We start from the raw sequence: 23,555 nt of genomic DNA on the forward strand, positions 1-23,555 counted from the left end.
CTTCATGACACAGACATCCTCGCGCACCGCCACCAAAATCACCCCTGAAATTGTCGCCGAACATGGCCTCAATGAAGAGGAATATCAGCGCATATTAAACGCGCTCGGTCGCGAACCGAATATCACGGAGCTTGGCATATTTTCGGTCATGTGGTCCGAGCATTGTTCCTACAAAAGCTCTCGCCTGCATTTGAAGAAACTCCCCACCACGGGCCCACAGGTCATTTGCGGTCCGGGTGAGAATGCCGGCGTCATTGATATTGGCGATGGTCAGGCGGCGATCTTCAAGATGGAGAGCCATAACCACCCAAGCTATATCGAACCCTATCAAGGCGCCGCAACGGGCGTAGGCGGTATCTTGCGCGATGTGTTCACCATGGGCGCGCGGCCGGTGGCGAATTTAAACGCGCTACGCTTCGGACGTCCCGAACATCCCAAGATGAAGCATCTCGTCAAAGGCGTGGTCGCTGGCATTGGTGGCTATGGCAATTGCGTGGGCGTGCCCACGGTTGGCGGCGAAACCAACTTCCACGAGGCCTATGACGGCAATATCATCGTCAATGCGATGACTGTTGGCGTGGCGGATGCGGACAAGATTTTCTATTCAGCAGCTTCCGGCGTTGGCAATCCCATCGTCTATGTTGGCTCCAAAACCGGCCGCGACGGCATTCACGGCGCGACCATGGCGAGCGCGGAATTTGATGACGATAGCGATGAGAAACGCCCCACGGTTCAGGTTGGTGATCCATTTACCGAGAAGCTGCTTATCGAGGCCTGTCTGGAACTCATGGCATCCGACGCAATCGTTGCCATTCAGGATATGGGCGCGGCTGGCCTGACCAGCTCCAGCGTCGAGATGGCGACCAATGGCGAGGTTGGTATCATTCTCGACATGGACAAAGTACCCTGCCGCGAGACGGAAATGACCGCTTACGAGATGATGCTGTCGGAAAGTCAGGAACGCATGCTGATGGTTCTGAAACCCGGCCGCGAGGAAATGGCCGAGGCGATTTTTACCAAGTGGGAATTGGATTTTGCCGTGATCGGCGAAGTGACCGACACCCGCCGCATGGTGCTGACCCACAAAGGCGAGACGGTCTGCGATATCCCGCTCGGCCCGCTCGCTGATGATGCACCGCTCTACGACCGGCCGCATCTCAGCCAAGAAGAATATAAGGCGCATGTCGCGACCCCACCACTGGGCGACATTCCCGAAAGCACCGATATCGGCGCGGACCTTCTGAAGATGATGGCAAGCCCTGCCCTCGCCTCGCGCCGCTGGATCTGGGAACAATATGACAGCCAGGTTGGCGCAGACACTTGCCAGCGTTCGGGCGGTGATGCCGCCGTTGTCCGCGTTCATGGCACCAACAAAGGTCTCGCGATCACCACCGATTGTACGCCGCGCTATTGCAAGGCTGACCCGGTTGAAGGTGGCAAGCAAGCTATTGCGGAAGCCTATCGCAACCTTTGCGCCGTGGGTGCAAAACCGCTGGCGACAACAGATTGTATGAATTTCGGCAATCCCGAAAAGCCCCATATCATGGCGCAATTTGTCGGTTGTATCGAAGGCATGGCCGAAGCCTGCGAAGCGCTGGATATGCCGATCGTGTCGGGCAATGTGAGCTTGTATAACGAGACCACTGGTGCAGATGGCGTGAGCCACGCGATCCTGCCGACGCCGGCTATTGGCGCGGTTGGGTTGATTGATGATCTCGATAAGATGATGACAATTGGGTTTAAGAATGAGGGGGATGATGTTTGGCTGGTCGGAAGCGAAGGTTCGCAACTTGGGCAATCACTTTGGCTCCGCGACATCGCAGGCATCGAAGCTGGGAGCGCACCAACCGTAGACCTTAAACAAGAAATACAGAACGGGACTTTTCTAAGTGAGTTACTTGGTGAGGGCTGGCTAACCGCCATCCATGACATATCCGATGGGGGTATGCTCGTCGCATTAGCTGAAATGGGCTTAGCAAGTTCACTTGGCTTTGAGCTACAAGCGAAGTTTGATTTGACTGTAGGTACAGCATTCGGCGAAGACCAAGGCCGCTACATAATATCATCGCGCAACGTCGATGACTCTGTTCTCTTGAATAAAGCATCTGACGAAGGAATTTCGTTGCGCTATCTTGGCCAGACAAAAGGGAATTCAATAATTATAGGGGGTCAAGAAATCCCCCTCGCCGACCTCCGCGAAGCAAGCGACAGTTTCTTCCGCGACTGGATGAAAGACTAGCCTCTCAAGCGTTCAACCCAACGCTATCCAGAAACGGCGACGAAAACGCATCGCGTTCTACCGCATCGGGCAGCAGCAATTTGCGCACCTGATTCCAGCGGTCCACGCCACCGCCATAGCCGCGCCTTACGCGCGCCTTGGTGAGATCATGCATCTTGCCCCAATGCTGGGTGAAGGGCATGCCCGCCGCCTCCAGCCGCTGACCGGCCAGCGTGATCAGCTTGCGGGTTGCAGGCGTGTCGATACCGTCAATGTCGATGACGCAACTCGGGTCATAGCGGGTAAAGGCCATCATGCCCGGTGATTTTTGCGCATAGCGGCAGGTGAACACAACCGGTGCGCTTTTGTGGACCTGAAACGCCTGGCGCATGATGTCGAGCGCGGTCGTAACCTGCGCAATTGGCACGGCAAAGCCGGAACTCGCAATGCCTTCGCGCGCGCTGGTAAAACTATATGTCTCACCGGGCAGCCGCCATTCATGCGGTCGGTCGGAACGCACTTTCAGCTCGGCCTGGATCAGCAGACTCGTGGCCGTGTTGCGCAAGTCCGGGAACATCTTGATCGCCGACGCAATCAGGCGCGGTAAATCGGTTCCCGGTTCTGCTTCGGATTTCAGGTTATAATCCGGCCGGTATCCCGGGGGACACAGTTCTTTGTACCGCACGGTCGTATATCCAATGTCCATTTTGTTGGGATCCAGGATCACCTGGAAAAAATAAGGCCTGCGGGTCTGGTCGGGCAAGCCTGACCCGCGAAAATCGAGCATGTTCAGCGCGCCTTGCAGCTGCCCAAAAGGAATATGCAGCAGCGACGAATTAAGCAGATATCGGCCTGTTGCGCGTAGCATGACCGAATGAACAATGCCCAAGGCACCCAAGCTGACCAAGGCTGCATCAAACTTGGCATCATCCCGCACCAGCGTCGCACCAAGCTTCGCGGCGAAACTTGCTGTCATCACCGGCGCACGCGCGGGTTCAATCCACAGATTTTGCGTGGCGGTCAGAATCTGGATACCCGCAACTTCGCTTTCCATTGCGCCGACATCAATTGCCGAGCCATGGACGCCGGTCCCGATCGCGCCGGCTATGGTCTGGCCATTGCTTGCCCCCGATGTCCGTAGCGCGCGGCGGCGGGACGTCGTTTCCAACCGTTCGTTTATCTTGGAAATATTCGTGCCGCATTGCACCAGATAAAGGTCATCACGAGAGGTAGCGCTGGCCATGTCAACATCCGCCGCCCCGACATTAAACGTCCAGTCAAGATTGGCGGTTTCCACGATCCAGCCGTCCTTGACCGCAGGAATATCGGAAAAGGACCAACGCGATCCGCAGGCCCGGATCTGCACCCCCGCCGCCAGCGCATCGGCAATGATCCCTTGCAGCCGCGCTGCGGTGGCGCGCATCCCGGACATGGTCGCGCGCGTCGGGTTTTCGTTATGAACTCTCAGGCGCTTGGCAATCGGAACCTTGATATTGAAGTGATGGTTCACCCATTCGATATTGTTGTTCACCTGAATCTGATTGGGGGGCATCATGTTTCTCCCGTCCGGCTGAATAGCGCGGACTATTCGTCGGTGCTGCCTTCATCCGAAGGCACCTTGGCACAGTAATATTCGATGGTCGTCGGCTGATAGAAGCCCAGCGTCAATACCGTGATCAACGACTGTCCGAAATTCGTTTTGACACGCACTTCATCGATCAGGTTGGTCTGGCAATCGGCGACATTGCGCGGCTGGCCGCGAGGCAGCAGATAGGCCTTGCTGTTCACAATAGCATGTTCACCATCGGGATTGGGTCGCTGCACCACAAGCCGATGTTCGGCACAGCTCGACAACAGAACCGCGCTGACCAGAATCAGTCCAAATCGCTTTTGCAAGATATTGCCCTCCTTCCTATGAGCCCGGTCCTTTTGGATCTCGGCGCTTCGAATTTCGGGCGACCCTAGCACTTTATCGCTGAAATGCCGGACAATCGCAATGGGGGTTTTCTGCCAGTCCTGCGCCGCCATTGGGTCAGGTTTAAAACTGACAATCCGTAAATCCGGGGACGGGTCAGTCAGCTCGAACAAAAAGTTGAACAGTCTACGCAGAAATTGACGACGGTGAAGAACGAAATAGATCGCCTAATTGCTGGAAATGATGTTCTGGTCAGGAAAATCGAAGCGGCGCAATAATGCCTTTCGCGAACCTAAGCCGGCTGACCCAGCAAATTATAAGGATCAATTCCCTGCGCTTCATAAGCGGCATGCGCCTGTTTGTAGTAAACCGGCTCACCGATATTCAGAAACGCACGCGCTTCGTCAAGCGGCATCGCGAGTATTTTTTCGATATCATAATAAGCCAATCGCTTGGCAGCCTTGCCCAGCCTTTGTCCTTCGCGGACGGCCTTCAACACGGGCGCATCCGAGGGCGCCTGCTTTTTCATTTCCAGCGCACCGGCATAAGCTATGAACAGCACACCAAGATTAGGGTTCTGGCTGTAAGTAAAGCCTAGAACACATTGTTCACCCAAGGCGTCGCGGCCATAGCCAGTCAGAACGTGAAGCAAGTCATGCGTGTCCCGCATCCGGTTGCCAAACCATTCGGTAATGTCATTACGCTTTTCATAAGTCTCGCCATAGCGATCAAACTCGGCAACCAGTCCAGCGGCAGTCAGACCTTCCTTCTCCATGAAACGGACATAAGCCTGTCCAAGGGTGTCAGACGGAAGTTCACGCAATTTGTCATGATCATCCAGCATAGCTGGCAGATCGACATTCCGCTCCATCAATTCCTGCGCATGCGGAGTTTTCAGGAAACGCTTGGCGTTGCGAATAAAGGCCTTGCCGGCCAGCGCTTCGATAATGTGGAAAACCTCTGCCGTATCTTCCTTGTCCGCGATCAGATTACGGAAATGCCGGAAAGCCTTCACCGGCCGAATTTTCGGCGGTGCATGTTTGGTGTTAAGCAAGGGCATTTCTGCAGGAGAGATTGTCATATCGGAATCGCTTTTTGTCTATTGTTAAGAGCGTGATATCGATTACTAACATCAATGTCAATAGTAGATATATGCTTTCCTACTGGCCTCCTGATGTCTAAGCCTTTTTAGGATAACCAAATCACTTGTTCGCCTCCCACAAGACCGAGAAAGGGGGGTGAGACTTGTGTGAACTTTGAAATGATATTACGCGCCCAAATTGTCGCGGCGCCAAGGAAGACCGTGATGAAACCACACGAAACCCTGCCCTATACCGAGCTGCCAGAATATACCGACGAGGTACGCATCGCGCGGTCGAAAGCCTTTTACGAAGCTCTGAAAGTCCGACGTACCTGTCGTTACTTTACCGATGAAGCCGTTCCGCGGGCAGTCATTGAAAATGCACTGCTTGCTGCCGGCACAGCGCCCAATGGCGCCAATCACCAGCCCTGGCATTTTGCCGTCATCGAATCCGCAGAAAAGAAAAAGGCCCTGCGCGAGGCAGCAGAAGCTGAAGAACGTGAATTTTATGAAAATAAAGCCAGCGATGAATGGCTGGAGGCGCTTGGCCCGCTGGGTACCGATGCAGACAAACCGTTTCTCGAAATCGCGCCTTATCTGATTGTCATATTCGGCCAGCGCAAGGGCGGCATGTTACCGGGCGAGATGAAACAAAATTACTATGTTAACGAGAGCGTAGGCATCGCGACCGGTATGTTGATCACGGCCCTGCACGATGCCGGACTCGCCACCCTCACCCACACGCCCAATCCGATGAAGTTCCTGAATGAACTGTGCGAGCGCCCCTCCAATGAAAAACCGATGATGGTGCTGGTTGTCGGAAAGCCCGCACCGGATGCAACCATCCCCGTTCATGCCACGATCAAGAAACCACTGGACGCCATTGCGAGCTGGCTCTAACAAGCTGTATTGTACTTATAATACAGCTGGGATCTGTCAATGAACGCCACAACCACGCAAACCCGCCATATTACCGTTGATGCGCTGCGTGGCTTTGCCGTGATGGGTATTTTATGGGTAAACATAACCGCTTTTGGCTTTCCGGAAATGGCCTATATCAGTCCGATCATCAGCACTCCGGGTAGCGTTTCCGACATTGCATCCTGGATGGCATCCTTCATTCTGTTTGATGGAAAGATGCGCTCGATTTTTTCCCTGCTTTTTGGTGCCAGTATGATGCTGGTGATCGAACGGGCAAATGCAAATGGGCAATCACCGGCCCGGGTTCATTATTCGCGTATGTTCTGGCTCGCGATATTCGGACTCGCCCATTTCTATCTGTTATGGTGGGGAGACATTTTGTTTCTCTATGCCGCGTCGGGAGCGGTCGTATATCTGCTCCGCGACTGGTCTGGCGAGAAGCTCATCAAAGGCGGCGTTCTGATATATATAATCAGCAGCGTCTTGCTGATTATCGGCATGGGGACGATGTTTATTTTGCAGAACGAGGCGGCTCAACCGGGTGCAAGTCAGGAAATTCTCGATGAATTCGCGTTAATGCTGGACAAAATTGGCGCTTCCAAGGAACGGCTGGCAGCAGAAACCGATCTGTATCGCGGGTCCTTCAGCCAGATACTGATGGACAAGCTGACAAACCAAGGGCTCAATCCGTTCAAGAACCTGATTCTAGGGCCGCTGGAAAGCATACCATTGATGATGATCGGCATGGGCCTCTACAAGTCTGGCTTCCTGCTTGGCCAGGGGGATCTTAAAAGCTACCACCGCCTTGCCTTATGGGGCACTCTAATTGGTGCAATGGCCTTCGTTGCCCTGGCCGGGCTAGCTGCCTACGGGAATTTTGAAGTTATCCTGATGATGAATATCACGCAGGCCTGGTCGAGCCTGCCTCGATTGTTGATGGCAATCGGTTATGTCTCAATCCTGATTTTGGGCATTCAGCGATTTGCCAGGCATCCCCTGCTCCACCGCGTCGCCGCGGCAGGTCGTGTTGCTTTTTCCAATTATCTCGGAACCAGTATCGTTATGGCGTTCATCTTCTATGGCTGGGGCCTTGGACTTTTTGGGACGATCGGACGAGCAGAGATGATATTGTTCGTCTTAAGCACATGGACGACGATGCTGCTCTGGTCAAAGCCTTGGCTCATGCGTTTTCGCTATGGTCCACTGGAATGGCTCTGGCGCTCTTTGGCACGCCGCGAAGTACAATTGATGAAAATCACCAATTGACGGCAAATCAGTCCATTTTTGCTATTGCGATCTATTCTCATTAGCTATATACGAGTCGCATAAGGAGCCCATATGGTTGTTTGTGTGTGCAATGCGATAAAGGAAAAAGACCTGCGAGCCGCTGTTCGTAGCGGGTCTGAAAAGCCGAGCGATGTTTATGCGCAGCTTGGACGCAAACCAAAATGTGGCCAGTGCCTATCGTTTGCGCGAACCATTATCGAAAATGAAGTTGCGACCGCTTAGCATTCTCTTTATCAAACTACTGAAATAATTACCTTTTTTGGGGAACTAGCTCTTTCCTACAACGCTGTGCTCGTGTATAGCTTTAGCCAATAGATTTCCCCACCGAAAAGGATTACGCCATGAAGGGTGACGCAAAAGTCATTGATTATCTGAATGAAGCGCTGAAAAACGAGCTCACCGCAATCAACCAATATTTTCTGCATAGCAAGATGCTGGATAATTGGGGCGTTAGCAAACTCGCCAAATTTGAATATGAAGAATCCATCGATGAGATGAAACATGCGGACAAGCTGGCCGAACGCATTTTGTTTCTCGACGGCCTGCCCAACTTCCAGTTGCTCGGTCGGTTAAAAATCGGTGAGTCGGTTGAAGAAATACTCAAGGCGGATCTCGCGCTCGAGCATGAAGCTCTACCGCCGCTGAAAGATGGCATCGAATATTGCGAGAAAGTACGCGATTATGTCACGCGCGATCTGTTCGCTGAAATACTGGAAAGCGAAGAAGAACATGTCGACACGCTGGAAAAGCAATTTGACATGATCGAACGCATGGGCATTGAAAATTATGTCCAGCTTCAGTCAGAGCCAGCGGAATAGCGGATTAACTGCTGGTAAACCGATCGCTGAGGCCGGAAGAACGTCGCCCGAACCCCATGGATTGGCGTTGGACGACGGGACTGGATTCATATTCCAATATCGGCAACGTTTCTTCAAATAACGGCCTCAGCCCGACCACTTGTTCGATTATTTCATCTGGAGACTCTTGATGTTCCACGCATTTGCGTGCGGTCATCTCGATCAGTTCGGCGACCGCCGCTAGTCGTATTGCACCAAATTGAAGGGACTCGCCCTTTAGTTTGTGCGCTGGCATTATGATTTGGGTGGCATCTTTGGCACGCATAGCGGCCTCGATTTTCGCAATTGATTGCGTTCCATCTTCTCGAAAATAGCCCAAAATGCGAACAAAATCGGGCCCTAGCGAAGATCGAGTTTCGCTATAGACTGCCCAGTCAATCAGATCGCTATCAAGCTGCACCAATGATCAAATCCCTAAGAGAAACAAATTAAAATACACTCTTAGACCGGAGTTTAGAACCTAAACTGTAAAGACTTGGTTATCAGCATGGAAAAATTGTTAACCATGTTTCCAGGCCACAAATCTGGAAAAATGATCACTCTTTGTCGTGATATGGGTTTTTGGGAGACCTGATGATCAACCGCACCGGTACGCCACCAAAGCCAAGTTGACGCCTAATACCGTTTATCAGATATCGACGATAGCTTTCCGGCAAATCGTCAACACGCGTGCCAAAGATAACAAAAGATGGCGGCCTGGTCTTAGCCTGGGTAATGTAGCGCAGCTTAATTCGCTTACCGCCCGGCGCTGGCGGCGGATTATCCTCAAGCGCATCTTCGAACCAGCGGTTCAGCTTACCCGTCGGAACGCGCTGCGACCAGACCCGCCGCGTGTTGAATGCGGCTTTCATGAGCTGATCGATTCCTTTGCCGGTAAACGCAGAAACTGCGATCAGCGGAACATCTCTTACTTGGGCAAGTCCATCATCAAGGGCGGCCCGGATACCGTTAAACAGCTTGCTGGGGCCTTCCGCGACATCCCATTTGTTAATCGCAATGACCAGGCAGCGCCCCTCCTGAATAACCTGATCGGCAATGCGCAGATCCTGCGCCTCAAGTCCCTTGGTAGCGTCAAGCAAAAGCACAACCACTTCCGCAAAATCAATTGCGCGTTTGGCGTCAGCAACAGACAGTTTTTCAAGCTTGTCGTTCACCTTTGCGCGCTTACGCATACCGGCCGTATCGATCAGCCGAACTCTGCGCTCCGGATCTATGCCGTCTAATTTCTCTTCCTCGGTCAGCATTTCATCATGCCAGACCCATTCGACGGAAATGCTATCGCGCGTAATACCCGCTTCTGGGCCGGTGATAAGCCGGTCCTCTTTGAGCATTTTGTTGATTAGCGTTGATTTACCGGCGTTCGGTCGACCAACAACAGCGAGTTTAAGCGGTGCCTTTTCATCAACAGGCTCATCCTGCGCAGCTGCCTCAAAAGCCTCGACATAGGGACGGATGGCCTGAAACAAATCAGCAATGCCATCGCCATGCTCTGCGCTTAGGGGAATAGGATCACCGAAGCCGAGGGCGTAACTCTCCAATATCCCCGCTTCCGCTGCCTTGCCTTCGGCCTTGTTTACAAGCAACACGACCGGCGTCTTTGAACCGCGCAACCAGCGAGCAATTTCTTCATCAAGCGGTGTAAGTCCGGCGCGACCATCAACCACAAACAGCGCCAATTCAGCGCCAGCTACAGCCAGTTCCGTTTGATGCCGCATTCGCCCGGGGAGGCTTTTTGCATCCTCATCCTCATAACCAGCAGTGTCGATGACGTTAAATTCAAGTCCAAGCAGGTTGGCGGCGCCTTCCCGCCGGTCACGAGTCACGCCTGGGCGATCATCAACCAGGGCCAGCTTCTTGCCAACAAGCCTATTGAAAAGGGTGGACTTACCAACATTGGGCCGCCCGATAATTGCGATATTGGGCAGCATATGGCTGTTCCCGTTCCTTATATGATGGCCTTATCGAAACGCAGAAATGCGGCCGCTATTGTCCAATATGTAAAGCATTTCGCCAGCCACAATCGGTGGTAGCGAAACAGCCTGCTTCAAATCAACCAAGGTTGTGCTGCTTCCATCACTCAACGATACGGAAACAACTTCGCCTTCCGTGCTGGCAACGATCAGACGGTTGCCCGCCAAAACCGGCCCAGTCCAGTTGATCGGATTCTTTTTCTTTTCTTCATTGCGAAAAGCGGCCAGCTGACTAATCCAACGTACTTTGCCTGTAGGACGCGCAATACAAAGCAGTTTCGCATCGTCGGTAAGAACAAAAACCCACTCGCCAGCGACAACGGGCGTTGCGATGCCAGCGATGTTCAATTCCCAAATCCGCTGTCCGGTAACCAGTTCATAGGCTGCCATTCGACCACCTTGCCCGAGAGCGAACACACGGCCACGATCAATCACAGGATCTGCATCAATGTCCGAAAGGGTTGCAACCGATGTTGAAATACTGGTCCGCGCCAATGCATCGTTCCACAGATTACGGCCATTCTCATAGCGGTAAGCCGTCAGCTCACCAGATGAATAGCCAGCGATTACGGTGCCTTGTGCTGCCGCGGGGGCTGCAACACCGAAAATACCAGCCAGTCCGACGGTTCCAGCTTCATTCCACTGAACCGATCCATCGCTCTGGCTGAGCGCATAAATCTGGTTGTCCTGTGTCATCACATAAACATTGCCATTAGAAATGGTCGGCGCACCACGCAATGGTCCTGCCGGACGTACCTTCCAAACTTGGCTTCCATCGGCCGCGTTTAACGCGACAACGTCACCAACGCCATTTGTTGCATAGACCATGGTACCAGCCGCGCTAACGCCACCGCCAAATCGCGATGGCTTACCGTCGTTTTTAACTTCCATCTGAGTGGACCAAGCCTTTGCACCGGTAGCGGAATCAAAAGCATGCACGGTTGCCTGGGTATCCACGGCAAAGAGACGCCCTCCGGACACAACAGGCGCAGCAGCCAGCCGCTCGCGTTTGTTCGTACCACTAATGTCAGCTGTCCATATCCGGCTCGACGCCGATCCTAAGGCCACATGCCCAACAGATTTACCTGCATTGCCGCCTGATTGCGCCCAATCGGCATTGGCTCGGGGGGCTGGAACAATGACTTGGATACCGGCCAGAGCGGGATCGACTTCAGCGCCACTTTCTCCGGTCAGGATGTTTGTGCGCTTACCCAGTGTTGGTGTATCTTTTTTGTCGTCGTCACCACCACCTAAAATCGCGCAACCAGACAATATCGAAACGGTCATGAGGCCGGCACATATCTTCGCAAAATACTTGTTCTTAACCGAAATCATTACTCTGACTCTCCCTCACTCGACTCCGAAGATGTCGCGGTCGTATTAATTTCACCATCCGTATCCAGTTCAACGGCGTCAATTCCCTGAACACCCGCCATTTGCAAGGCACGGGACCGGATGGTTGGCGGAACGCTATCATCCTTTGCCAACTGCGCAAATAAGGGCCCTGCAAGATCCGCCTTATCCTGATTCAAATAGGACAACGCCACCATTTCTCCAGCACTGCCAAACCATGGATTTCCGGGCACAGCCAACCCCTTCAAACGATCGATCACCGCCTGAGGTTCCAAAGTGTCAAACTCAGCTGTCGTTTGACGGATCAGGGCCAAATCGCGAAAAGGTTGCGGCAAATCACCATCAGCCGCGATGGCTTGGTAGCCCGCGATGGCCGCTTTCGCATCCTGCTTTTCCAGTGCGATATTGGCCCGCATCAACTTTGCCGCAGCGCGATACCCTTTCTGGTTCGCGTCTTCGAGAGGCTCAAGCGCCGCAGCGGCACCGTCAAGATTGTTCCGTTTGACGCTATCGATAGCAGCAACATATTCTTCGCTGCGCACACCGGCTTCCTCTTCAAGGCTGTTATTGTAAAATATCCAACCGGCCAGGGATGCCAATCCGACTACAATTAGAACGCCGATCCAGACACCATATCGACGGCCAAAATTCTTAAGATCATCCTCGCGAACAGCATCATCGACTTCTCGCATGAACACTTGTTCCTGACGGTCTGGCTGTTCTTCCGGCGTATTTTTATCGTCTTTGGCCAACACGGCCTCCTTCAATTTCTAAGCTTGTCAGGCGGCATGCATGCATGCCGCAAATTATTATCGCCTGTCCTTTACCGATGGTATCCGAAAAGTCCAAGTATATCGACCATTTCCAGATGCTGAACGGTTGATTGTTATTGCGATGCGCCGAAACTATTTTTTTGGCTGATAGAGCTGATCAGGTCCCGGAAAACTGCGACTACGCACTTCATCGGCATATTTCGTGGCCGCTTCTTCAATAACTTCCGAAATATTGTGATAACGTTTGACGAAACGCGCTGTCCGTTCAAACATGCCAAGCATATCTTCCGTCACCAGCACCTGACCATCACATTGCGGCGATGCGCCAATCCCGATAACCGGGACGTCGACGGTTTTGGTTACAGAAATCGCAATCGGTTCCAGCACCCCTTCGGCAACCATCGCAAATGCGCCCGCGTCCGCAACAGCTTTTGCATCTGCAAGAATTTTCTCATGTTCTTCCTGACTGCGACCCCGGGCGGCGTATCCGCCAAGCGCGTTAACCGCCTGCGGCGTCAGACCAATATGTGCCATGACCGGGATACCACGCTGTGACAGGAAAGAAATAGTGGTGGCCATCGACTGCCCACCTTCTAGTTTAACCGCTGCACATCCAGTTTCTGCCATAATTCTGCTTGCAGATTCAAATGCTTGCTCCGGTGATTTCTCATACGAACCGAACGGCATATCGACGATAACCAGACTGTGATAACTACCGCGCACAACGGCAGCCCCGTGATTGCACATCATATCCAGCGTTACCGGCAAAGTGGATGGCAAACCGTAAATCACCTGGCCGAGAGAATCCCCAACCAACAACATGTCGCAATGTGCATCCAGCAGTTGCGCCGTTCGAGCCGTGTAGGCGGTCAGCATCACCAGGGGTTCTTCGGTTTTGCCCTCGAACTTGCGGCGCTGGATCGCAGGAACCGTCAGCCTTTTCAAAGGTTTTGGTGTCGGATTTGCACGACTTGTAGACGTGTCTAATTTGTAGGTAGTGGACATGGTGGTTTCATAACTCCGGCAAAGCGATAAGGCCAGCGTTGCGTTTAATTGGAAATTGCGGCATCAAATAGGCATCTCACGACTCACATCTGCAATTTGCTTCTCCAAACTATTGGAATTCCTTATGACATCGGCCCGAAAGCCGCAGTCCATATTGCTGTTTGTCGCGTTCATTGTCTTTATCGATATGATGGGGATTGGCTTAATCCTTCCTGTTATGCCGTCGCTTATCACCGGCCTGACCGGCGCGTCCATTGATCGCGCTGCGGAAATTGGCGGGTGGCTGTTGTTCGCTTACGCGATGATGCAATTTTTATTTGCCCCGGTAATTGGCGGCTTGAGCGACCGTTTCGGACGGCGGCCTGTACTGCTGACAACCTTATTTTTGCTTGGGCTAGATTATGCGATCATGGCTTGGGCTCCTGACCTCGTTTGGCTGTTCATCGGCCGGATCATTTCCGGCATCATGGGCGCAAGTTGGGCAGCGGCCAATAGTTGTGTGGCAGATGTCGCCAAACCCGCAGAGCGTGGGAAGTTTTTCGGTATATTAGGCGGCGCAGGCGCTTTCGGATTCGTCATCGGGCCAGGGATTGGCGGTATATTGGGGGAATATGGTGACCGCTTGCCCTTCATCGCAGCATCAATTCTGGCGCTTGTTGGTACGGCTATTGGCATCTTGATCCTGAAAGAAACATTACCCGAGGAAAAGCGCCGTGCTTTCTCTATCACCCGCGCAAATCCGTTGGGCAGCATCATCCAAATGGCGAAAACGCCTCTCGTCATCGGATTTTTATCGGCGATATTCGTGCTTCAACTCGCTGCGCAGGCTCAAATTGCTGTTTGGGCCTATTGGCTGATCGAACGCTTTGACTGGAGCAAGTTTGAAATTGGGCTCAGCGTTGCCCTATTCGGCATATTATTGGCTCTCGTCCAAGGTGTTCTAACCGGTCCAGTCATTTTAAAAATGGGTGAAAGACGAACCGCTTTGATCAGCCTGATGTTTGGTATACCCGCCTATCTTTGTTTCGCTTTCGCGCCGTCCGACTCTTTTGTCTATCTTGGTATCGTCATTGGTGCGGCTAGCGGCTTCGCCTTCCCAGCTATGCAACAGATGATGAGTAGCCGGATTGACGAAGACTCCCAAGGTGAATTGCAGGGAGCCGTGGCCAGCATGATCAGCCTGACCGCGATATTCGGTCCGGTGGTTATGACTATGATTTTCGGGGCCTATGCCGATGCTCAGGGGATTTATTTTCCTGGCGCGCCATTTCTTGTTGGGGCTGCGTTGATGTCGCTTTCGATAATCATCTATATAGTCACGGTCCGGCGCTTTTATGGTGCTTCCGCCTGACGCGACGCTTGTTTCTTGAGAACGGCCGCTGCCTGCGCCGGATTATCAATGAAAATGCCATCGACACCAGCTGCAATAAAGGCACGAATTTCTCCTTCCAGGTCACCGCTACCGGCAGGATCAATCCCGCGCTTGTAATCGGTGGGCAGAAAATAATTTTCCCTGCGGAACGTCCAAGGATGAACGACCAGACCCGCTTCATGTGCGGCGGCAACCAATCCTTTAGAACCAGAAAGGCGGCCCAGTGTGTCGCGGCCAATTACCAGTGATTTTGCAGGCCCCAGTCCACTGGCATATTTTGCAATTTCGACAAGCCCAGATGGCGTTACCATATCCGCATAGGATTGATCTTCACGGTCTACAGGACCACCCTCGTCGGCAACCAGTTGCACCAGCCGGATTTCCGTTTGGGTCGCCAGAGCTTGAAGATTGCCGATTTCAAAGGATTGGATAAATACCGGATCATCGGCATCTTCAAAGCCATATTTACCCAGCAATTCTAGCATAGGTTTTTCATGAGCCAGCCCGATGGAAGCGAAATAGGATGGATGCTTGGTTTCAGGATAGATACCCACGCGCTTGCCAGTTTTTTTCTCATACGCTTTGAGCAGTTGCAAAACCTCTTCGAAAGTCGGAATTTCAAACTGGCCGTCAAATTCCATATTGGAGCGCCGTAGTTCTGGAAGCCGCTCTTTCGCGCGTAATGTTTTCAATTCGGCAAGGGTAAAGTCTTCGGTGAACCAGCCTTCATAGTCGCGTCCATCAATCGTCTTGGTTGTTTTACGATCAGCAAATTCCGACTTGTCTGCAACGTTGGTCGTTCCGCTAATTTCGTTTTCATGCCGAGCGACCAGTATGCCGTCTTTGGTTAATACAAGATCCGGCTCGATAAAGTCAGCACCGTCGTCAATTCCCCTCTGATAAGCCTGCAGCGTATGTTCGATATACTCCCCGCTGGCCCCGCGATGCGCTATAATAATTGGTGGTTCACCCGACAGGGTAGCAACAGCTGTTACAGGCATGTCATTATTCTCCGATTGGACACCGCAAGCACTGACTATGACCAACATCGAAAATGCAAATAGAACCCGGCCCAGCATTATTCTGAAACTACCACACCGTTCCAAAAAGCGATCCGGTCCTTTATCTCATGGGCCGCATTTTTTGGTTCAGGATAATACCATGCTGCATCCACGTTGGTCTCTCCATCAACGACCAATGAGTAATAGGATGCCGTGCCTTTCCAAGGACAAAAACTGGTTTTTTCACTATCGATCAGCAAGTCGGTCTTAACGGAATTGCGCGGAAAATAATGATTGCCTTCAACAGTCACGGTGTCATCGCTTTGCGCTATTGTTGCGCCGTTCCATTTCGCTGTAACCATTTTACTCTCCAGTGTTTCAGACCAAGAATCATCGCGACTGAAATGGTCAACGGTGTCCAAATCCATATAACTTCTGATTGTAACACTTTTATACCACGCGCGGAGATGAAATCTGCAATGCCGATCGGCGACACAGCAATTGGCGTCAGCGGCGCGAAATGACGGGTTTCGTCCAAGGGCCAAAACAAAGCCGCCCCCAATCCGCCATTGGTCAACGTATCGAGGAGCCCATGCGAAGCCATCGAAATGAACAGGAACAGGCCCGCCAAGACATAGCGCTGTGGCCGAACCAACGCGACAGTGAATAGAGCCGCAGCGGCAGCGAATAGCAACGAGTGAGTGGCTCCGCGATGGCCCCAACCATCTGCATAATCAACGCCAAATCTGAACCCGATGACATCCGCATCGGGGAACATCGAAAAGACTATACCGGTAGCAATCACGGGTAACGACAGTCGGCTTCGTCCCAATAGCAAAGCTCCCGCAATCGGGATTGCGGCGTGGGACATAATTGTCGGCATCAGCCCGAACTACCGCAGCATTCTAGCTGTTACGCGCCGTCAAACCAGCCGCTTCATAGTCTGCGGCTTTGAAGCCCACGACCAATTCATCGCCATGCTCAAGCACCGGACGCTTAATCATGCTGGGATTTTCCGCCATCAACATGATCGCGCTGTTTTCGTCTATATTTTCTTTCATCATGTCGGGGAGTTTTTTGAACGTCGTACCGCGCTTGTTGAGCAGCGGCTCCCAACCCACCTGCATCACCCAGAGTTCCAGCATATCCTTGGTAATACCGGATTTTTTATAATCATGGAAAACATAGTTTATCCCGTTTTTCTCCATCCAGTTGCGCGCCTTCTTGATCGTGTCACAATTGGAAATACCATACATCTTGGTCTCATTACTCATAGTCTTCACCCTGTTTTTCTGCGCAGCAAACCAGAGACAAATGTCGCTCACGGGACACCGGTCGCATTTCGGACTCCGGGATGTGCAGATTTTCTTCCCGAACTGAATAAGCCAGAAATGCCCATCTTGCAAAGCCCAATCAGGGCTTCGCTCTTCTAATTGTAGCGCAATGTTGCCGGCGACCTTCGCATCGGTCAATCCGATATGGTTGCGGACCCGGTGAAGGTTTGTATCGCTAACGATTCTAGAGACTATCTTCCTGTCGCCATATCGGACGGAGCGATGTCAAAATGCAAAACATCTTCACGGGTCCCGAGGCTTGTGTAGAGGGCAATGGCCGGATCATCCCCATGATCAGCCTGAACAAACACCATCCAGGCGCCGCGATCGACAGCAATTTTTCGGACAGTATTGATCAGCAGCGTTGCAATATGGCGTCGGCGATGGCTTTCCAACACCGCCAAATCATAGATGTATATCTCAGAGCGTTCCTGTTCCAGCTTTGCCATTTCATAGGCTGCAACCCCGCCAACAACTTCTCCATCAACTTGCGCAACCAGCGCAATGACATAATCGCGAGCCAGCAATTTTTCGAGATACACGTCTCTGGCAGCACCGGGATCATAAGTATCCCTATCCTCGAACGCCGCTCCAAAAACACTCAGCAAGGCATCTATCGCTAGTGCGCAAAGCCATAGATGATCATTTCAGTCGCCGACCAATGGTCACGACCGGTTGCACTTCATAGCCCAGCGCTTCATAAAATCCGATGGCCTGCTTATTATCCTCTCGCACCATCAACTGGATTTTCGGCGCATTACGCTCGCGCAACCATATTTCGGCAGCCTCCATCAAATGGCGCCCCAGACCCTGCGCGCGACGATCCGGCGAAACGCCAAGATAATATACCCAACCGCGATGGCCGTCATAGCCAACCATGACCGTTGCCACCAAGCGTCCGCCTTCTTCAAGGCACAAGATATCAGCAGCAGGATTATCTATAGCACGTGTGAAATCACCAGCGGCATCGTTCCAAGGACGTGTGAGGCCGCAATTCTGCCAAAGGGTGATCACGTCGCAACAATCATCCGGACCTGCCAGCCGAGTTGTCGGCTCTGTATTCACGATACTTTCTTTTCGGTCGCCTGCCCGGTCCGACAATCGCCGAGCAATGGACAAGTCGCGCAATCAGGACGCGAAGGCCGACAATGCGTCTGTCCCAGCCGCTTGATCAGCAAATGATGCTCATCAATATCCGCCGCCGACCAATCAGGCGGCAAGACCGGCATCAGGTTATCAAAAGCGCGCGGGGTATCCGCTTTGGGCGGCACCAGTCCGATGCGCTGGACCACACGGCGATGATGTGTGTCGATCACCAATGCTTTGCGGCTCAGCGTGCTGTTGCTCACCACGCCCGCACTTATTTTACGAGCGACGCCAGGCAGGGATTCGAGCCACGCCATTGCTTCTGCTGTGCTCATGCTCTCCAGATGCGACAGGTCGACAGCGCCGCGCCGCCTGATAATTTCCGACAGACAATCCTTTAAACGCCCTGCGGACAGGTCTGGAAAAGTCTGATTGGCAAGATAATCCGTTAGTTTTTCTGCCTCTAACGCCGCTACGGCTTCCCAACTTCGGCTATCAGCCAATAACCGGTCGGTCGAGGCGTTTGATATCGCAGTCTTCGACCGCGCGCCGATAACTCCTTGCACCAGCGTCCAAACCGGATCGCGACGCTTTTCCGCAGGGCGCACAATCCGCCCGAAACGCGCGATTAATTGCTGCTGGATGCAATCCAGCAAGGCGGAGCGGGAATCGAAATCGAAAGTTACTTGCATGCCAAGGAGAATGCCTTGAGACATCGCTGTTCACAAGAATATTGCGTTGTTCAGGCTAACAGACGGCGCGAACTACCGATCAGATATCGACAATAATCTTCCCGAAATGCGCGCCTGATTCCTGATGACGGAAAGCATCGGCCAGGCCTGCAAGCGGGAAATGCTTGTCGAGCATCGGCTTGATGCCGTTGGCCTCAATGGCTGCGATCATGTCGATCTGCTGCGCGCGGCTGCCAACAGTCAGGCCCTGTACACGCAGATTTTTAGCCATCAGCAAGCCCGTTTGCACGGGACCGGCAAACCCGGTCAGCACGCCGATTAGCGCGATATGACCGCCGATGCGCGTCGCCATCATCGACTGGTCGAGCGTACCCGGACCACCGATTTCCACCACGCAATCGACACCGGCCCCGCCCGTCAGTTCGAGCACTTTTGGCCCCCAGGCCTCAACCTCTTTATAATTGATCAGATGGTCTGCACCCAAGTCCTTGAGCCGCTCCAGCTTCTCGTTGGAAGAAGAGGTTGCGATCACCTTCGCGCCAGCCGCCTTGGCAAATTGCAACGCGAATATCGACACCCCGCCGGTACCTTGCACCAGCACGGTGTCACCCGGCTTGACGCAACCATCCACGAATAACGCGCGCCAGGCGGTCAGGCCTGCGCAAGTCAGGGTTGCCGATTCGGCGGCGCTATAGCCCTTTGGTGCGTGCGTCCAGGCTGTCGCCGGGCCAACCGTTTGCTCACAGGCATAGCCATCAATCCCGTCACCAGGCACGCGCTGAAACCCGCCTTCGGGCGGAGCGCCGTCTATCCAATCGGGGAAGAAGGTGGAAACCACGGCGTCGCCGGTTTTAAACGCGGTCACGCCCTCGCCCACGGCCGTCACTTCGCCCGCGCCATCGGACATCGGTATGCGGTTTTCGGCGGTTGGCAGCATGCCCTTGACCACCGCATAGTCATGATAGTTGAGGCTGGAGGCGCGCAACCGGACGGCGATTTCGCCGGGACCGGGGGCCGCTGGGTCGGGGAGATCGACGAGTTTGAGGTTGTCGAGCGATGCTGGGGCGTGGAGTTGGATGGCTTTCATGACGATATTTCCTCTTTTATTTATAACCCCTTACCCGTTCGTCTTGAGCCTGTCGAAGGACCGCTGAAAAACGAGCTAATCGCAATGAAAAGTTCAATCGAAGCCAATGAGACTTCCATTCACTCCCACTCAATAGTTCCCGGCGGTTTCGAGGTATAATCATAAACCACCCGGTTAATCCCCTTCACTTCATTGACAATGCGCGTCGAAACCCGCGTCAGGAAACTCGCGTCAAAGGGATAAACATCGGCGGTCATGCCATCGGTGCTGGTCACGGCGCGCAGGCCGCAGACATTGTCATAGGTGCGGCTATCGCCCATCACACCCACGGTCTTGACCGGGAGCAGAACTGCGAAGGCCTGCCAGATCGCATCATATAGACCGGCATTTCTGATTTCTTCCAGATAGATAGCGTCGGCTTTGCGCAAAATGTCGCAGCGCTCTTTGGTCACTTCGCCAGGAATACGGATGGCTAGACCCGGTCCGGGGAACGGATGGCGCCCGACGAAAATTTCCGGCAGGCCAAGTTCGCGGCCCAATGCGCGGACTTCATCCTTGAACAGTTCGCGCAGGGGTTCGACCAGCTTCATATTCATGCGTTCTGGTAGGCCGCCGACATTATGATGCGATTTGATCGTCACGCTGGGTCCGCCAGTAAAGCTCACGCTTTCGATCACATCGGGATAGAGCGTGCCTTGTGCGAGGAAGTCCGCGCCACCGACTTTTTTTGCTTCAATCTCAAACACATCGATAAAGGTCTTGCCAATAAATTTGCGCTTCTTTTCCGGGTCCGTTTCGCCTTTCAGGCCGTTGAGGAACAATGTCTCGACATCGAGATGCACCAGCGGAATATTATAATGACCCTTGAACAGGCTCACCACCTGATCCGCCTCACCCATCCGCATCAATCCATGGTCGACAAAGACGCAGGTAAGCTGCTCACCGATCGCTTCATGGATCAGCACTGCCGCGACCGCGCTGTCGACGCCGCCCGAAAGCCCGCAAATGACTTTGCCGTCGCCAACCTGCTCGCGAATTTCCTTGATCTTAGCCGCCTTGAATTCTGCCATCGACCAGTCGCCGGCACAGCCGCAGACATGGCGAACAAAATTGGCAATCAGCTTGCCGCCGTCGGGCGTGTGCACGACTTCGGGATGAAACTGCATGCCGTAAAAGCGTTTGTCGTCATCCGCGATAATCGCGAAAGGCGCGCCTTCTGTGGTTGCGACGATGCGGAAGCCGGGGGCAAATTCGGTGACTTTATCGCCGTGGCTCATCCAAACCTGGTGCTTTTCGCCAACCTTCCACAGGCCGTCGAACAATACGCAGCTTTCGGCAATCTCGATAAAGGCGCGGCCAAATTCGCCGCTCTCGCCACCTTCAACCTGACCGCCCAATTGGGTGGTCATAACCTGCTGGCCATAGCAAATGCCGAGTACCGGAATATCAGCATCGAGAAACGCCTGCGGGATACGCGGGCTGCCATCATCTGTGACGCTGGATGGACCACCCGACAGGATAATCCCTTTGGGTTTCAATCGCTTAAAGGCCGCTTCGGCGTTGTTAAACGGGGCTATTTCCGAATAGACTCCCGCTTCACGGACCCGGCGGGCAATAAGCTGCGTGACCTGAGAGCCGAAATCGACGATCAGGATGGTTTCTTCATGGGCTATGGACATGGGATGCGCTTAATCTGACGCGCCGAAAGAGTCTATATTTTTTACCCCAGGAAGGGCGATCAGATTGGGCTTAGGAAAATATCACAGCCAGGCGCGTAAACTGTCGAGCTGAATTTTCTGATCACCCTCCGCGACTGCCGCAAGACTCGCAACAATCGTTCGCGCAGATTCTTTTTGGCCATTGGCGGCCAACGCGTTGGCAAGGTGCCAGCGAATTTCGATATTTTGTGGCATGATATCGGCGGCCTGCTGAATGAGTTTCAGAGCCTGTTCTTTGTCTTTGCGCGTTTGCAACAATATCCACCCCAATGTGTCTTTCACCATCGGATCGTCCGGGGCCAGTGCGAGCGCCTGACGCGCCAGCTTGACCGCCTGATCGCCCCTGGAGAGGTTCAGTTGGACCATAGCCGCATTGTTGAGCAGCATCGGCTTTTGTGGATGCGGTTTTGATAGTAGGTCTTCGTAAAGCTTTGCCGCCTTGGCCCAATCCTGGGCAATAATCGCCTGCTCGGCCCGGAAGATCGTATTTCTTGCCGGGTCTTTTTCCAATGCAGCCGCACGATCTGCATAAGCGCTTGCAGTCCAGCTATCCGCTTTGTTGGCCAAACTTGCGGCGAGTTTCAAGACATCCAGCGGCGCTGTCGTTGAACCGGCAACCGGAGCAATTGCTTCATAAGCATCTTTATGATTTCCCGCCTTAATCAGTGCCCGTGCCAGAGTAGATACGGCCTCCGCATCGGCGGGATGCGTTGCCAAATATCGATTCAGTGGTTCAATCGCTTGCTCGACATTGCCGCGCCGCAACTCCAGAAAGCCAGTCAGGCGCAGCGACAAAGGCACTTGCGAAAGATCCGCTTTAGAATTTTGAATCCGGTTGAACGCGCCATGCGTATCACCTTCATCATAATCCATTTGCGCGAGGAAATAGGTCGCCCACGGATGCATGGGGGAATTGGCGAGAACCGTTTCAAAGCTCTGCCGTGCCTTTTCACGCCGCCCAAAATCCAGCAATAACGCGCCGCGCATATATTCAGCCGCGATATTGTCGGGGCGCAATTCCCGGACTTTTGAGAATATCTCAAGCGCTTTCATTCCGTCCGCCTTGGCCAATGCTATCCGGCCAGACAGCAGCAAGGCCTCCATGCTTGCGGGGCTTTGCTTCAGGGCAGCAGCGGCGTTGCCAGCGGCGGCGTCGAGATCGCCAATTTCAAGATTGCGATTGCCAGCAATCCACAAAAGCTCAGCATGGTCGGGAGCAGCCGCCAGTCCGGAGGCGAGGCTTGCTTCCGCTTCTTCGGTCTGACCGAGAGCATATTGCGCCATCGCCTTTATCGCCGCCAGTTCGGCCGCATAAATGCCCGACGGGTTGGCTGCCAGCTCCAGCGCCTTGTCATTCTGTCCCTTAAGCAGCAACATTTTGCCCAAAAGCGGCAGACGTTTTGCCTGATAGCTGTCGACGCCCTCCAGTTTCCGCAAGGCCGCCTCGGCTCCTTCCGCATCGCCAAGTTCAATCAGCGTTTTCGCAAAAAGATAATTGGCCTCCGGATCTTGAGAATTTTCTTTCAAAGCCGTCATCAGATATATGCGCGCGGCTGCATAATCCTGTCGCTCTATAGCCGTCGATGCATCCTGCACCGGATGTTCTGATCCAGAAGAGCAGCCAGCCAGCGCTACAATCAGCAAGGCATGAGTGATGGCTTGGCTGACTGGAGAGGGGAAATTACGAATTTTCATGGGCGTTTGATAGCCGGTATTTCTTTCTTTTTGACTAATGAAGTGGGCTTGCGGACCGCACCCATTCCGACCAGCCGATATGTCGGGTAATTTAACGTTATCGCCCGGTTAACAGTCACAGTTAACGTATAAACATCTGATTTTTAATAATATTTTCTGAATGGCACGGCTATTGCTTTCATTATAGCAA

The 23,555-nt window shown here is 53.2% G+C and carries 24 protein-coding genes and 1 pseudogene; 6 read left to right on the plus strand and 19 right to left on the minus strand.

The genetic code is table 11. The annotated features are described in order from the left end of the window. Nucleotides 1-4 precede the first annotated feature (4 nt). Nucleotides 5-2,239 carry a phosphoribosylformylglycinamidine synthase subunit PurL gene (purL, locus tag ACO6S1_RS19260; RefSeq protein WP_422344153.1) on the plus strand — a complete coding sequence of 745 codons (2,235 nt, stop codon included), beginning with the start codon at nt 5-7 and terminating at the stop codon, nt 2,237-2,239. Nucleotides 2,240-2,243: 4 nt separating this feature from the next. Here purL and ACO6S1_RS19265 read toward each other — a convergent pair whose 3' ends face one another. The 3 genes from ACO6S1_RS19265 to ACO6S1_RS19275 form a co-directional block, all read right to left on the minus strand. Further along, nucleotides 2,244-3,773: a hypothetical protein gene (locus tag ACO6S1_RS19265; RefSeq protein ID WP_422344154.1), complete on the minus strand. Its 1,530-nt coding sequence runs from the start codon at nt 3,771-3,773 to the stop codon at nt 2,244-2,246. Nucleotides 3,774-3,802: 29 nt separating this feature from the next. Next, nucleotides 3,803-4,114, minus strand: coding sequence for a Bor/Iss family lipoprotein (locus ACO6S1_RS19270; protein WP_422344155.1), 312 nt, complete (start codon nt 4,112-4,114; stop codon nt 3,803-3,805). A 311-nt stretch (nt 4,115-4,425) separates the two neighbouring features. Beyond that, nucleotides 4,426-5,214 (minus strand): Coq4 family protein, encoded by a 789-nt coding sequence (locus tag ACO6S1_RS19275; RefSeq protein ID WP_422344156.1) that lies wholly within the window; start codon nt 5,212-5,214, stop codon nt 4,426-4,428. Between the two features lie 225 nt (nt 5,215-5,439). Between ACO6S1_RS19275 and ACO6S1_RS19280 the strand changes: the two genes are divergently transcribed. The 4 genes from ACO6S1_RS19280 (at nt 5,440) to bfr (ending at nt 8,240) form a co-directional block, all read left to right on the plus strand. Beyond that, nucleotides 5,440-6,114 (plus strand): nitroreductase family protein, encoded by a 675-nt coding sequence (locus ACO6S1_RS19280; RefSeq protein WP_422344157.1) that lies wholly within the window; start codon nt 5,440-5,442, stop codon nt 6,112-6,114. Between the two features lie 39 nt (nt 6,115-6,153). Beyond that, nucleotides 6,154-7,401 carry a DUF418 domain-containing protein gene (locus tag ACO6S1_RS19285; protein WP_422344158.1) on the plus strand — a complete coding sequence of 416 codons (1,248 nt, stop codon included), beginning with the start codon at nt 6,154-6,156 and terminating at the stop codon, nt 7,399-7,401. 72 nt (nt 7,402-7,473) lie between these two features. Beyond that, nucleotides 7,474-7,644 carry a (2Fe-2S)-binding protein gene (locus ACO6S1_RS19290; protein ID WP_422344159.1) on the plus strand — a complete coding sequence of 57 codons (171 nt, stop codon included), beginning with the start codon at nt 7,474-7,476 and terminating at the stop codon, nt 7,642-7,644. 119 nt (nt 7,645-7,763) lie between these two features. Next, nucleotides 7,764-8,240 carry a bacterioferritin gene (gene bfr / locus ACO6S1_RS19295; protein ID WP_109356584.1) on the plus strand — a complete coding sequence of 159 codons (477 nt, stop codon included), beginning with the start codon at nt 7,764-7,766 and terminating at the stop codon, nt 8,238-8,240. Nucleotides 8,241-8,244: 4 nt separating this feature from the next. On the opposite strand, the gene ACO6S1_RS19300 is transcribed toward bfr, so the two are convergent. From ACO6S1_RS19300 to panB, 5 genes are all read right to left on the minus strand, one after another. Then, on the minus strand, nt 8,245-8,682 hold the full coding sequence (locus ACO6S1_RS19300) for an Hpt domain-containing protein (protein WP_422344160.1): 438 nt from the start codon (nt 8,680-8,682) through the stop codon (nt 8,245-8,247). Nucleotides 8,683-8,815: 133 nt separating this feature from the next. Then, on the minus strand, nt 8,816-10,207 hold the full coding sequence (der, locus tag ACO6S1_RS19305) for a ribosome biogenesis GTPase Der (RefSeq protein ID WP_422344161.1): 1,392 nt from the start codon (nt 10,205-10,207) through the stop codon (nt 8,816-8,818). A gap of 30 nt (nt 10,208-10,237) precedes the next feature. Next, nucleotides 10,238-11,584, minus strand: a complete 1,347-nt coding sequence (locus ACO6S1_RS19310) for a PQQ-binding-like beta-propeller repeat protein (RefSeq protein WP_422344162.1) — start codon at nt 11,582-11,584, stop codon at nt 10,238-10,240. Further along, nucleotides 11,584-12,354: a tetratricopeptide repeat protein gene (locus tag ACO6S1_RS19315; protein WP_422344163.1), complete on the minus strand. Its 771-nt coding sequence runs from the start codon at nt 12,352-12,354 to the stop codon at nt 11,584-11,586. Before ACO6S1_RS19315 ends, ACO6S1_RS19310 begins: the two co-directional genes overlap by 1 nt. A gap of 153 nt (nt 12,355-12,507) precedes the next feature. Further along, a complete protein-coding gene (gene panB, locus ACO6S1_RS19320; protein WP_422344164.1) occupies nt 12,508-13,380 on the minus strand; it encodes a 3-methyl-2-oxobutanoate hydroxymethyltransferase in 873 nt (290 codons plus the stop codon). A 124-nt stretch (nt 13,381-13,504) separates the two neighbouring features. Here panB and ACO6S1_RS19325 point away from each other — a divergent pair, with 124 nt between their 5' ends. After that, nucleotides 13,505-14,731 carry an MFS transporter gene (locus ACO6S1_RS19325; RefSeq protein ID WP_422344165.1) on the plus strand — a complete coding sequence of 409 codons (1,227 nt, stop codon included), beginning with the start codon at nt 13,505-13,507 and terminating at the stop codon, nt 14,729-14,731. Here the strand turns inward: ACO6S1_RS19325 and ACO6S1_RS19330 are convergent. The 11 genes and pseudogenes from ACO6S1_RS19330 to ACO6S1_RS19380 all read right to left on the minus strand — a co-directional run bounded on the left by ACO6S1_RS19330 (nt 14,713) and on the right by ACO6S1_RS19380 (nt 23,365). After that, on the minus strand, nt 14,713-15,831 hold the full coding sequence (locus ACO6S1_RS19330; RefSeq protein WP_422344166.1) for a glycerophosphodiester phosphodiesterase: 1,119 nt from the start codon (nt 15,829-15,831) through the stop codon (nt 14,713-14,715). The genes ACO6S1_RS19325 and ACO6S1_RS19330 overlap by 19 nt on opposite strands. Further along, a complete protein-coding gene (locus ACO6S1_RS19335) occupies nt 15,831-16,115 on the minus strand; it encodes a DUF427 domain-containing protein (protein ID WP_422344167.1) in 285 nt (94 codons plus the stop codon). The genes ACO6S1_RS19330 and ACO6S1_RS19335 overlap by 1 nt, the downstream gene beginning before the upstream one ends. Next, nucleotides 16,082-16,624, minus strand: a complete 543-nt coding sequence (locus ACO6S1_RS19340) for a metal-dependent hydrolase (RefSeq protein WP_422344168.1) — start codon at nt 16,622-16,624, stop codon at nt 16,082-16,084. The genes ACO6S1_RS19335 and ACO6S1_RS19340 overlap by 34 nt, the downstream gene beginning before the upstream one ends. Nucleotides 16,625-16,658: 34 nt before the next feature. Next, entirely contained in the window at nt 16,659-17,027 is a 369-nt protein-coding gene (locus tag ACO6S1_RS19345; protein ID WP_254054360.1) for an ArsC family reductase, read from the minus strand. A gap of 36 nt (nt 17,028-17,063) precedes the next feature. After that, a pseudogene (locus ACO6S1_RS19350) lies at nt 17,064-17,225 on the minus strand (endonuclease III); the annotation flags it as partial. Between the two features lie 53 nt (nt 17,226-17,278). Further along, entirely contained in the window at nt 17,279-17,704 is a 426-nt protein-coding gene (locus ACO6S1_RS19355; RefSeq protein WP_422346248.1) for an AAC(3)-I family aminoglycoside N-acetyltransferase, read from the minus strand. A 25-nt stretch (nt 17,705-17,729) separates the two neighbouring features. Beyond that, nucleotides 17,730-18,152, minus strand: coding sequence for a GNAT family acetyltransferase (locus ACO6S1_RS19360; RefSeq protein WP_422344169.1), 423 nt, complete (start codon nt 18,150-18,152; stop codon nt 17,730-17,732). Beyond that, complete coding sequence (locus tag ACO6S1_RS19365; protein WP_422344170.1) at nt 18,149-18,865, minus strand: endonuclease III domain-containing protein; 717 nt, start codon at nt 18,863-18,865, stop codon at nt 18,149-18,151. The genes ACO6S1_RS19360 and ACO6S1_RS19365 overlap by 4 nt, the downstream gene beginning before the upstream one ends. A 79-nt stretch (nt 18,866-18,944) precedes the next feature. Then, nucleotides 18,945-19,952, minus strand: a complete 1,008-nt coding sequence (locus ACO6S1_RS19370) for a zinc-dependent alcohol dehydrogenase family protein (RefSeq protein ID WP_422344171.1) — start codon at nt 19,950-19,952, stop codon at nt 18,945-18,947. A 119-nt stretch (nt 19,953-20,071) separates the two neighbouring features. Beyond that, the gene (gene guaA / locus ACO6S1_RS19375; RefSeq protein WP_422344172.1) at nt 20,072-21,631 is read right to left on the minus strand and encodes a glutamine-hydrolyzing GMP synthase; all 1,560 of its coding nucleotides are present in this window, start codon (nt 21,629-21,631) and stop codon (nt 20,072-20,074) included. 81 nt (nt 21,632-21,712) lie between these two features. Then, nucleotides 21,713-23,365 (minus strand): tetratricopeptide repeat protein, encoded by a 1,653-nt coding sequence (locus tag ACO6S1_RS19380; RefSeq protein WP_422344173.1) that lies wholly within the window; start codon nt 23,363-23,365, stop codon nt 21,713-21,715. Nucleotides 23,366-23,555 lie beyond the last annotated feature (190 nt).

The organism is Parasphingorhabdus sp., from assembly GCF_965233695.1.
Taxonomy (GTDB): domain Bacteria; phylum Pseudomonadota; class Alphaproteobacteria; order Sphingomonadales; family Sphingomonadaceae; genus Parasphingorhabdus.